Genomic DNA, 10,139 nt, shown 5'->3' with positions numbered 1-10,139 from the left:
CCGCCGGAGAAGAGGATCACCGGCCGTTCGAACTCGCCCGCGACCTCGCGGAAGATGTGGACCGCCTCGGACTCCAGCGCGTCCAGGTGCGACAGCGTGAAGGCGCTCATGCAAGTCCCCGCCCCACCAGCAGCGCGTGCACCGCGTCCGCCGACTCCCGCGGGCTCTGGTCCTGGGTGTGCAGCACGAGCGCCGGGTCGACGGGCGGCTCGTACGGGTCGTCGACGCCGGTCAGGCCCGTCAGCCGGCCCGCGGCCTGCCTGGCGTACAGGCCCTTCACGTCCCGTTCGCTGCACACCTCGACGGGGGTCGCCACATGCACCTCCAGGTACGGCGTCCCGCTCTTCTCGTGCCGGGCCCGGACCGCCTCGCGGCTGTCGGCGTAGGGGGCGATGACCGGGACGACGGAGAGCACGCCGTTGCGCGCGAGGACCTCGGAGACCAGGCCGATGCGCTGCACGTTGGTGTTGCGGTCCGCCCGGGAGAAGCCGAGACCGGCCGAGAGGAAGCGGCGGATCTCGTCGCCGTCGAGGACCTCCACGCGATGTCCCTCGGCCTTGAGCCGGTCGCCGAGGAGACGGGCGATCGTCGTCTTGCCCGCGCTCGGCAGCCCCGTCAGCCAGACCGTGGCTCCCTGAGCCCTTGGCGTGGTGGTCATGCGCAACAGACCTCTTCCTTACCTTCTCGGCGAACTCGTGTACGACCCGTCGAAGAGTAGGTAAGAAGTCTGAGGGGAGTGGTTGAGGAACCTGAGGTTTGACTGAGTGACTCCTGGTACGCAAGAGGTCACAGCATCCTGCAATGAACATTTCACAGAGGGTGGCCTGTTCACAGAAGCCGGTCACCGGTGTCACCAGGGGCGTTCACAGGCCAGCGAAGACGCCCCCGGGCTCGCGCAGCCGTTCGTGCAGGGCGTGGAAGACGGCCGCCGAGCGGGTGCCCGGCCAGTCGGCGGGCAGCAGGTTCGTCGGCAGCCCCGGGTCGGTGTACGGCAGGTGCCGCCAGGTGTCGAGGGCGCGGAGATAGTCCCGGTAGGCGTCCTCGGGCGGGGTGTCGGCGCGCTGCTCCCAGCCGCGCAGCACCGGCTCGTGCGCGTCGAGGAACTGCTCGTGCGCCTTGGCGATCGCCGTCAGATCCCACCAGCGGGCGACGGCCTCGGCGGTGGGCTGGAAGCCGAGGTGGTCACCGCGGAAGAAGTCCACGTACGGATCGAGGCCGAGCCGGCGCAGGGTGTGCCTGGTCTCCTCGAAGAGCCGGGCCGGGGCGATCCACACGCCCGGCGCGGCGGTGCCGAAGCCGAGTCCCGCCAGCCGGGAGCGGAGCACGTGCCGCTTCTGCCGCTCCGACTCGGGCACCGAGAACACCGCGAGCACCCAGCCCTCGTCCTGCGGCGGTGCGGCGGCGTACACCCGGCGGTCGCCGTCGTCGAGCAACTGCCGTGCCTCCGCGGAGAGCTCGTACCCGGCGGCGCCCTGCGCGGTCCGGGCCGGTGCCAGCAGCCCGCGTCGTTTCAGCCGGGACACCGACGAACGTACGGAGGGGGCGTCCACGCCCACGGCGGCCAGCAGCCGGATCAGCTCGGCGACGGGCACCGGGCCGGGCAGGAAGCGGCCGTACGCGCCGTAGAGCGTGACGATGAGGGACCTCGGGGCGTGTTGCTCGGGCACGTTGATCATTTTAGGTCCCCGGCATCGCTGCTGGTCACCTTCGGTGCACGGCTGAATGAGAGTCAGGATTCCGGGGCGTGTCCCGGATGCCCCGTGCGGGCCGGCGGGGTCCGGGTCACGCGGCGACGGCGAGGCGGCCGGCCGGGCCGCGGTGCGGCGGGACGACGCTGCCGTCGGCGTGCAGCTCGCCGGTGTCGTCGAAGACGATCGCCCCGTCGCACAGCAGGGTCCAGCCCTGCTCGGGGTGGGCGGCGACGATGTGCGCCGGGCCGCGGTCGGCCGTCGCGCTCGGGGACTGGTGGGAACACATGGCGCACCTCCACGGGTCTGCCTCCGGCACGGTCGCCGACCGGCATGACCAGACCATGCTCCCGCCGTGAACGCCGGGGAACCACCTGCCGCGACCTGTGACAACACGCGGACAACTCCCGGACGCTCCGACGACGGCCGCCGCGGCTCCGGGACACGCCCCGGGGCCTTCCCCCGTGCGGCGGGACGCGCCACCGAAGGGGTGACGGTCACGCTCCGGGACCCGGCCGCCCGGTATCCAGGGCGTGCCCCCTCACGATCCGGGAAGGAAACCATGCCCCTACGTCCCGCCCTCGCCGCGGCCCTCGGTGCCGCCGCCCTGGCGTGCGCCGCCGTCGCCCCCGCGACCGCCGCACCGGCCGGAGCCCCCGCCGAGTCCGTCACCGTCGACCCCACCGGCCGTCTCGCCGCCGACGGCACCGTCACCCTGTCCGGCACCTACACCTGCACCGACGCCACCGGCCCCGTGTTCATCAGCGCGTCGCTCAGCCAGGACTCCCCGAACCTCCGGCACGGCATCGGCGGCACCCAGGCCGTCTGCGACGGCGCCGAGCACCACTGGGAGAACACCGGCGAGGTCGCCCCGGAGAAGCTCAAGCCCGGCGCGGCCAACGTCGAGGCCACGATCCTGGAACTGCGCAACACGGGCGGCCTGCCGCTGCCGTCCTTCCATGCCGTCAGCCGGCAGGACATCACCCTCACCAAGGCCTGAGCCGCGTCTCCGGGCGCTCCGGCGCCGCACGGGTGCCGGAGCGCCGGACGCGGGCGGCGTCCGTCAGCGGCCCAGCAGCTTCCGCAGCGCCGCACCCACCTCGTCGGGCGCCTCCTCCGCCATGAAGTGCCCGCAGTCCACCGTGCGGTGCTCCAGATCCGGCGCCCAGGCCCGCCAGAGCGCCGCCGCGTCGTAGCCGAGGGCGGCGCCCCAGTCCTGCTGGAGGACGGCGACCGGCATGCGCAGCACGTTCCCGGCGGCCCGGTCGGCCCGGTCGTGCTCGGTGTCGACGCCCGCCGAGGCCCGGTAGTCGGCCACGATCGAGGGCACTGCCGCCCGGCAGGCCGCCAGATAGGCGGCGCGGACGTCGGCCGGGACCGCCCCGGGGTCGCGCGTCCACAGGTCGAGGAAGTGACCGAAGAACAGGTCCGGTGCCGCGCCGATCAACTCCTCCGGCAGACCGGGCGGTTGCGCCATCAGGTACAGGTGGAAGGCGACCGCGGCCGTGGCGCCGTGCAGCACCTCCCACATGTCCAGGGTCGGCAGCACGTCCAGCAGCGCCAGGTGCGTGACCGCGTCCGGATGGTCGAGACCGGCCCGGAAGGCGACCAGCGCGCCCCGGTCGTGCCCGGCCAGCGCGAACCGTTCGTGGCCCAGAGCCCGCGCGAGCGCCACGACGTCGGCGGCCATGGTCCGCTTCGCGTACGACGTCCCGTCGACGTCGGCCGGCTTGTCGCTGGCGCCGTAGCCGCGCAGGTCGGGACAGATCACGGTGTGCTCCGCCGCGAGGTCTGCGGCCACGTGCCGCCACATCAGGTGGGTCTGGGGGAAACCGTGCAGCAGGACGACCGGACTGCCGGTGCCGCCGACCGCCGCGTGCAGGGCGACGCCGTCCGCGACCGGGACGCGGTGCTGCCGAAAACCGGGGATGTTCATGTTCATGCGCCGAGGCTCCCGCGCCCGGATCAGCAGCCGATCAGCAGCACGTACGGTGGGCGGGTGAGGATCGACCAGGTCGCCTTCGGGGTGCTCGGACCCGTGACGGCCGAGCGTGCCGGCCTCCCGCTCGCACTGAAGGGTCCCAGGCACCGCGCCGTGCTGGCCCGGCTGCTCGTCGCCCGCGGGCGCGTGGTGCCCGTCGCCCGGCTGGTCGCCGACCTCTGGGAGGAGCCGCCGCCCGCCGCCGTCGGTGCGATCCGCACCTTCGTGGGCGACCTGCGGCGGGCCCTCGAACCCGACCGGCCGCCCCGCACCCCGGCCCGGCTCCTGGTCACCGACGGCCCCGGCTACGCGCTGCGCGCTCAGACGGTCGACGCCCGGCTCTTCGAGCAGGCCGTGGAGGCCGCCGCGCAGCAGGAGCCCGCACGGGCCGCGCACCGGCTGCGGGAGGCCCTGGAGCTGTGGCGGGGGCCCGCCTACGCCGAGTTCGCGGACGAGCGGTGGTGCGAGGGCGAGCGGGTGCGGCTGACCGAGCTGCGGCTGCGGGCCGTTGAGCAGCGGGCCGGGGCGCTGCTGGCGGCGGGCCGGGCGGCCGAGGCGGTGCCCGACCTGGACGCCCACCTCACCGGACACCCGTGGCGCGAGGACGCCTGGCGGCTGCTGGCCCTCGCCCTCTACCGGACCGGCCGCCAGGGCGACGCCCTCGCGGTGCTGCGCCGGGCCCGCGCGACCCTCGCCGACCGGCTGGGCCTCGACCCGGGCCGGGCGCTGCGCCGCCTGGAGGCCGGCATCCTCGCCCAGGACCCGGGCCTGGACGCGGAACCGGCGGCCGCCGCGGCCAGGGTCTGGTCGCGGGCGGCCGAGGCGTACGACCGCAACGTCGCCGCCGGTGCCCGGGCCCGGCTCGAATCGACCGTCGGACTGCTGCGCACCCTCGCGGTGACCGGCTCGGGCGGGCTGACCGCCGCCCGCGAACACCGGCTCGCGGCGATCACCGCGGCCGAGGAGTCCGGTGACCCGGAACTCACCGCCCGGGTCATCGGCGCCTACGACGTCCCCGCGATCTGGCCCCGGTCCGACGACGAGCCGGGCGCCGCCCGCATCGTCCGGGCCGCCGAACGGGCGCTCGCCCGACTCCCCGCCACCCCGGCCCAGGACGCGGCCCGCTGCCGATTGCTCGCCACCGTCGCCCTGGAGACCCGCGGCACCGGATCCGGCCGCGCGCTGGCGGCCGCCGCCGAGGCCGAGCGTCTCGCCCGCCGCCTCGACGACCCGGCGCTGCTCGCCTTCGCGCTCAACGGCGTCTTCCTGCAGTCCTGCAACCGGACCGGCCTCGCCCCGCGCCGGGACACCGTCGGCACCGAACTGGTCGCCCTCGCCGCCCGCCACGGCCTGGTCACCTACGAGGTACTCGGCCACCTGATCCGGACGCAGGCCCGCGCCGCCCTCGCCGACTTCGCCGCGGCCGACGCGCACGCGACGGCGGCCGACCGGCTGGCGGACCGTCATGAACTGCCACTGACAAAGGTGTTCACGGACGGATACCGGGCGCTGCGCCTGGCGGCGACGGGCGAGACCGCGCACGGCGGCGGAGGAGCCGGTGCCGCCGAGGCCGCCTATCGCGAGGTCGGCCGGCTCCTCGACGGGGCCGGCATGCCCGGGGTGCGCGACGGGCTGCTTCCCCTCGCGCTGCTCTGCCTCCGCCTGGCGGGGCGGCCGTACGGCGTCCGGGACGCCGTCGACCCGGCGGTCGACTGGGGCCCGTACCTCCCCTGGATCCGGCCCGCGCTCGCCCTCGCCGCCGACGGCGAAGGGGCCGCCCGCGACGCGCTGCGCGCCCTGCCCGACCCGCCTGCCGGCCTCCTGCAGGAGGCGCTGTGGTGTGTCACGGCGGCCGTCGCCCTGGAACTCGGCGACCGTCCCGCCCTGCACCGCTGCCTGGCCGCGCTCCGCCCGGCCGGCGGCCAACTCGCGGGTGCGGGGAGCGGGTTGCTGACGGCGGGTCCGGTCGACGGCTGGCTGCGGGCGATCGAGGAAGCCATCGGCGCCCCGTAGGCCGCTCAGTGCGTGCTGCACACCGACGTCAGGGCCGCTGCGCCGTCGTCGCCGCTCTGCGCCGACCGGGCGTCCTGCACCCGCTGCACGTCCTGGAGGAGGCCCCGGATGCGGGGGTCCTGGCCGGCGGCGACCCTCGCGATGGTCAGCAGCGCGGCCTCGTAGAAGGCGTCCCGTACGGCGGGCGCCATGACGTCCGAGGCGTCCAGGCAGCGCGGGCCCGTCCAGAGCCGCCAGGAGTACGGCGCCCCCTGGGGTGACGCGCGGCGGCTGCGGGTCGGTGACTCGCTGGACTTCTGGCGGGTGGAGGAGATCGAACGCGGCCTGCTGCTGCGGCTGCGCGCCGAGATGCGGCTGCCCCGCCTGGCCTGGCTGGAGATGTACGTCGACGTCGAGGGCACCGGCGGCGCGCGTTACCGGCAGCGGGCCCTGTTCCACCCGCACGGACTGCTCGGCCAGCTCTACTGGTGGAGCGTCTCGCCCTTCCACGCGGTCGTCTTCGGCGGCATGGCCCGCAACATCGTCCGCGCCGCCGAACGCGGGGCCTGCCGGTTCCGGCGGAACTCACCGACTGACGGGGGAGGCGGACGGCGGACCGGCCGATGCCCGGCCCCCTCAGGGTCGCCATCGACGTGTCGGACGCCTGCTTCGGCCAGGCGCGCCGCCGCGTCCCGCCCCGACCGGTCGAGCGGCGGGTCGGGCGGGACCGTGGCGGCGTCCGGGCCTCAGATGTCCCGGAAGATCTCGATCTGCGCCCCGATCGAGTTGAGCCGTTCGGCGAGGTCCTCGTAACCGCGGTTGATGACGTAGACGTTGCGCAGCACGGACGTGCCCTCGGCCGCCATCATGGCCAGCAGGACGACCACGGCGGGGCGCAGGGCCGGCGGGCACATCATCTCGGCGGCGCGCCAGCGGGTCGGGCCCTCCACCAGGACCCGGTGCGGGTCGAGGAGCTGGAGGCGGCCGCCGAGGCGGTTGAGGTCGGTCAGATAGATCGCGCGGTTGTCGTAGACCCAGTCGTGGATGAGGGTCTTGCCCTGCGCGACCGCCGCGATGGCGGCGAAGAACGGCACGTTGTCGATGTTCAGGCCGGGGAACGGCATGGGGTGGATCTTGTCGATCGGCGCCTCCAGCTTGGAGGGGCGGACCGTGAGGTCGATCAGGCGGGTACGGCCGTTGTCCGCGCTGTACTCGGGGCTGCGGTCGTGGTCGAGGCCCATCTCCTCCAGGACGGCGAGCTCGATCTCCAGGAACTCGATGGGGACGCGCCGGACCGTCAGCTCCGACTCGGTGACGACGGCCGCGGCCAGCAGGCTCATCGCCTCGACCGGGTCCTCGGAGGGCGAGTAGTCCACGTCCACGTCGATGTTCGGGACGCCGTGCACGGTGAGCGTCGTGGTGCCGATGCCCTCGACCTTGACGCCCAGCGCCTCCAGGAAGAAGCAGAGGTCCTGGACCATGTAGTTGGAGGAGGCGTTGCGGATGACGGTGACGCCGTCGTGCCGGGCGGCCGCCAGCAGCGCGTTCTCGGTCACCGTGTCGCCGCGCTCGGTCAGCACGATCGGGCGGCCGGGGCGGACCGCGCGGTCGACCTGCGCGTGGTACTGCCCCTCGGTCGCCGCGATGTCCAGGCCGAACCGGCGCAGCGCGATCATGTGCGGCTCGATGGTCCGCGTGCCCAGGTCGCAGCCGCCGGCGTAGGGCAGCTTGAAGTGGTCCATGCGGTGCAGCAGCGGGCCGAAGAACATGATGATCGAGCGGGTGCGTACGGCGGCCTCGGCGTCGATCGACGCCATGTCGAGGTCGGCCGGGGGCACCAGTTCCAGGTCGACCCCGTCGTTGATCCAGCGGGTGCGCACGCCGATGGAGTTGAGCACCTCCAGCAGGCGGTACACCTCCTCGATCCGGGCCACCCGGCGCAGCACCGTGCGCCCCTTGTTGAGCAGCGAGGCGCACAGCAGGGCCACGCACGCGTTCTTGCTCGTCTTCACGTCGATGGCGCCGGACAGGCGGCGGCCGCCGACCACCCGCAGATGCATCGGGCCCGCGTAGCCCAGTGAGACGATCTCACTGTCCAGGGCCTCACCGATTCGAGCGATCATCTCAAGGCTGATGTTTTGGTTGCCGCGCTCGATGCGGTTGACAGCGCTCTGACTGGTGCCGAGCGCCTCCGCGAGCTGGGTCTGTGTCCAGCCACGGTGTTGCCGGGCGTCACGGATGAGCTTGCCGATGCGTACGAGGTAGTCGTCTGCCATGAGGCCGAGGTTATCTCAGATATGAGATGGTGCCCGTTGGGGGGTCCGTTCGGGTGATGCCCTGTCAGCGGGCCCGGCTGTTCGGCTCGTCGCCCCGGAGTGCCGGCGCGGGGTCGCCGAGGTCGTCACCGGCAGCGGCGTGCCCTCCGCCGACCGCCCGGGCCGGAGCCCGAACCGCCCGCTCGACGAGGGTGCCGCGGGCGTCCGCCCCGCTGTGGGGAGGGGGCTGACCGGCAGGCGTTGCGCCGTCGTCCCATGGGCTGCCCGACTTGAAACGGTGTGACCCGGTTTTCGACACGCCGACCATCCGCCTTCCGGGTTCCCTGTCGCCCGCGCCCGGAGCCGGACGGCGGCGCCCGGGTGCTCGACGACACCACCTTCACCGCCGCCCCGGCCGGCCGCCTCCCGGTCGGCCTCACCGCCCACGGCCGGCCTGCGACTCCTGAGCCGGAACCCCGAGGCCGTCAGCGGCGCCGGGCCCTGCTGGTGCGCCGCCACCCGAACGGGCCCGGCAGGTCCATCGACGTGGTGCGCCGTCCCGTACTGCTGTGCGTGTGACGCGGCCCGTGCCGGCCGCCGGTGGTGAGGGACCAGGAGTGCCGGTTGATGTTCAGGCGCACACCCGGCAGGATCCGGAAACTCTTGCGGAACGTGAGGGGCACGATGTCTCCTTCCACCTCGCTGCGAGGCTTGCCGATGGCCTTTCGGCTACCCCGGCGCGGCGCCCTCAGCCCGGCCCGGCGGCATCTTTCCCGGCGCCGCCGCCGCGCGGCCGCCGCCGGCCGTCCGTGGTCAGCGGAGGCTGGACGAGGCCGGGCAGGTAGTGGTGGAAGAAGACCTCCTCCATGAGTTCGCGGCGGCTGTGCACGTCCGCCTTGCGGAAGATCTTCTTGAGATGGTCCTGGACGGTGTCCTCGGTGATCGCCAGTTCGTCCACGATCTCCGTGGTGGACCGGCCCACCAGCACCCGCTGCGCGACCTGGCGTTCGCGGGCCGACAGGCCGTACGCGTCGAGCACGATCGCGGCGAGTTCGCCGGGCTGGCTGAGGCCGACCGAGACGTACGTGTGCCCCGCCCCGCTGTCCTCGCCGCCCCCTTCGCCGTCACCCGCGGCCGACATGTGCGTGGCGTGCAGCGTGACCCAGTGGCCGCTGTGGGTCCGCACCCGGGAGCGTGTCGACCGGACCGGAGCCGGTGACTCCCCGGCGTTCTCGTGCCCGGTGGTGCGCACCCTCGCCGCCACCGCCTGCAGCGCCAGCGGGCCCGTCTCCTCGTCGGTCGGACGGCTCTCCTGGATCTGGCCGAGCCAGTGCCGGGCCGTCGGCGTGGCCTGCCGGATCCGGCCGTCGCGGTCGAGGACGACGAGGCCCGGCGCGTCCGGGGTGTCGCCCAGGTCGGTGCCGCCCAGCAGGAACGCCTGGCGCAGCGCCCGCCCCGCCGGGGTGCTGAGCCGGGCGGCGAGCGCCACGTCGGCGGGGGAGAACGGCCGTGTGCCGCGGGCCCGGCACAGCACCAGCAGCCCCCAGCAGTGCCCCCGGTCGCGCAACGCCACCCGCAACTCGTCGGCGAGGCCCTCCGGGTGCAGAATGTCCCGGTAGTAGACGTTGTCCTCCAGGCGCCGGCCCGTGGACACGCTCAGCAGACTGGCCGGCTCGCTACGGCGGGACAGCGCCCGGATGTTGTCGACGCCCGCCTGCTCGGCGTGTTCGATCTCGAAGAGCCTGGGCATCACGCGTTCGGGAAAGCCCTGTTCGTGCCGGCCGCCCGTGTCCAGCAGCGTCGCCGGATCGAGCAGCACCCCGCACCACACGTCCGCCGGCACCTGGCGGAGCAGGCTCTGGGCGGCGGCGCCCAGCACCTCCAGGGCGGCGCCGGAGGCGGGCGCGGTGGCCAGCAGCCGGCGGGAGCGGCGCTCGAAGGCGTCCACCAGATCGCCGGAACGGGCGCGCAACGAACCGGAACGGCCCGCCGCGAACTCTGGCGAGGGCTCGGAAGCAGGTCGAGGCATATCCGCAACTGTAGGGATATCCCAGATGGTTGGGATGGGTTCCGGACGATCCGCCGCTTACGGTCGCCGTACCGCTCCGCACGGGGGGTGTGTCGCGGGGGCCCGGGCCCCCCCGACGCTGTTACGCGGGAGCCAAAGAGGCACAGGATGGACACCAATGCTGTGAACCTGCTCGCGGCGTGCGGGTGGGGCAA

At 74.1% G+C, this 10,139-nt stretch carries 9 protein-coding genes and 3 pseudogenes; 3 read left to right on the top strand and 9 right to left on the bottom strand.

Annotation, left to right across the window (positions count from 1 at the left end; genetic code table 11):
• The 4 genes and pseudogenes from AB0472_RS45705 to AB0472_RS45690 form a co-directional block, all read right to left on the bottom strand.
• Positions 1-110: pseudogene (locus AB0472_RS45705) on the bottom strand (sulfate adenylyltransferase small subunit); the annotation flags it as partial.
• Complete coding sequence (cysC, locus tag AB0472_RS45700; protein ID WP_366365594.1) at positions 107-658, bottom strand: adenylyl-sulfate kinase; 552 nt, start codon at positions 656-658, stop codon at positions 107-109. The gene cysC and the pseudogene AB0472_RS45705, both read right to left, overlap by 4 nt.
• Before the next feature lie 205 nt (positions 659-863).
• A complete protein-coding gene (locus tag AB0472_RS45695; RefSeq protein ID WP_366365592.1) occupies positions 864-1,676 on the bottom strand; it encodes a PaaX family transcriptional regulator C-terminal domain-containing protein in 813 nt (270 codons plus the stop codon).
• 106 nt (positions 1,677-1,782) lie between these two features.
• The gene (locus AB0472_RS45690; RefSeq protein ID WP_366365590.1) at positions 1,783-1,977 is read right to left on the bottom strand and encodes a DUF5999 family protein; all 195 of its coding nucleotides are present in this window, start codon (positions 1,975-1,977) and stop codon (positions 1,783-1,785) included.
• 273 nt (positions 1,978-2,250) lie between these two features.
• Here AB0472_RS45690 and AB0472_RS45685 point away from each other — a divergent pair, with 273 nt between their 5' ends.
• A complete protein-coding gene (locus AB0472_RS45685; RefSeq protein WP_366365588.1) occupies positions 2,251-2,688 on the top strand; it encodes a DUF6299 family protein in 438 nt (145 codons plus the stop codon).
• 63 nt (positions 2,689-2,751) lie between these two features.
• Here the strand turns inward: AB0472_RS45685 and AB0472_RS45680 are convergent, their stop codons facing one another.
• Positions 2,752-3,630 carry an alpha/beta hydrolase gene (locus tag AB0472_RS45680; protein WP_366365587.1) on the bottom strand — a complete coding sequence of 293 codons (879 nt, stop codon included), beginning with the start codon at positions 3,628-3,630 and terminating at the stop codon, positions 2,752-2,754.
• A gap of 63 nt (positions 3,631-3,693) precedes the next feature.
• Here AB0472_RS45680 and AB0472_RS45675 point away from each other — a divergent pair, with 63 nt between their 5' ends.
• Positions 3,694-5,682 (top strand): BTAD domain-containing putative transcriptional regulator, encoded by a 1,989-nt coding sequence (locus tag AB0472_RS45675; protein ID WP_366365595.1) that lies wholly within the window; start codon positions 3,694-3,696, stop codon positions 5,680-5,682.
• Positions 5,683-5,687: 5 nt separating this feature from the next.
• Here the strand turns inward: AB0472_RS45675 and AB0472_RS45670 are convergent.
• Positions 5,688-5,900, bottom strand: a pseudogene (locus tag AB0472_RS45670) (carbohydrate ABC transporter substrate-binding protein); the annotation flags it as partial.
• Between the two features lie 40 nt (positions 5,901-5,940).
• Between AB0472_RS45670 and AB0472_RS45665 the strand changes: the two are divergent.
• A pseudogene (locus tag AB0472_RS45665) lies at positions 5,941-6,474 on the top strand (DUF2867 domain-containing protein); the annotation flags it as partial.
• Here AB0472_RS45665 and AB0472_RS45660 read toward each other — a convergent pair.
• The 3 genes from AB0472_RS45660 to AB0472_RS45650 all read right to left on the bottom strand — a co-directional run bounded on the left by AB0472_RS45660 (position 6,408) and on the right by AB0472_RS45650 (position 9,945).
• Complete coding sequence (locus tag AB0472_RS45660) at positions 6,408-7,937, bottom strand: UDP-N-acetylglucosamine 1-carboxyvinyltransferase (protein WP_351962593.1); 1,530 nt, start codon at positions 7,935-7,937, stop codon at positions 6,408-6,410. The pseudogene AB0472_RS45665 and the gene AB0472_RS45660 sit on opposite strands and share 67 nt — an antisense overlap.
• A 464-nt stretch (positions 7,938-8,401) precedes the next feature.
• Positions 8,402-8,599, bottom strand: coding sequence for a DUF4236 domain-containing protein (locus tag AB0472_RS45655; protein ID WP_366365584.1), 198 nt, complete (start codon positions 8,597-8,599; stop codon positions 8,402-8,404).
• A 65-nt stretch (positions 8,600-8,664) separates the two neighbouring features.
• Positions 8,665-9,945, bottom strand: a complete 1,281-nt coding sequence (locus AB0472_RS45650) for a LuxR C-terminal-related transcriptional regulator (protein ID WP_366365582.1) — start codon at positions 9,943-9,945, stop codon at positions 8,665-8,667.
• Positions 9,946-10,139 lie beyond the last annotated feature (194 nt).

This window comes from Streptomyces sp. NPDC086777, from assembly GCF_040702065.1.
GTDB lineage: Bacteria > Actinomycetota > Actinomycetes > Streptomycetales > Streptomycetaceae > Streptomyces.
This window is presented reverse-complemented; position numbering and strand designations above follow the sequence as displayed.

What these genes read in the sequence shown, in the direction of transcription:
- cysC (WP_366365594.1), bottom strand. Translation starts at nt 658, where the DNA reads ATGACCACCACGCCAAGGGCTCAGGGAGCCACGGTCTGGCTGACGGGG.
- AB0472_RS45695 (WP_366365592.1), bottom strand. Translation starts at nt 1,676, where the DNA reads ATGATCAACGTGCCCGAGCAACACGCCCCGAGGTCCCTCATCGTCACG.
- AB0472_RS45690 (WP_366365590.1), bottom strand. Translation starts at nt 1,977, where the DNA reads ATGTGTTCCCACCAGTCCCCGAGCGCGACGGCCGACCGCGGCCCGGCG.
- AB0472_RS45685 (WP_366365588.1), top strand. Translation starts at nt 2,251, where the DNA reads ATGCCCCTACGTCCCGCCCTCGCCGCGGCCCTCGGTGCCGCCGCCCTG.
- AB0472_RS45680 (WP_366365587.1), bottom strand. Translation starts at nt 3,630, where the DNA reads ATGAACATGAACATCCCCGGTTTTCGGCAGCACCGCGTCCCGGTCGCG.
- AB0472_RS45660 (WP_351962593.1), bottom strand. Translation starts at nt 7,937, where the DNA reads ATGGCAGACGACTACCTCGTACGCATCGGCAAGCTCATCCGTGACGCC.
- AB0472_RS45650 (WP_366365582.1), bottom strand. Translation starts at nt 9,945, where the DNA reads ATGCCTCGACCTGCTTCCGAGCCCTCGCCAGAGTTCGCGGCGGGCCGT.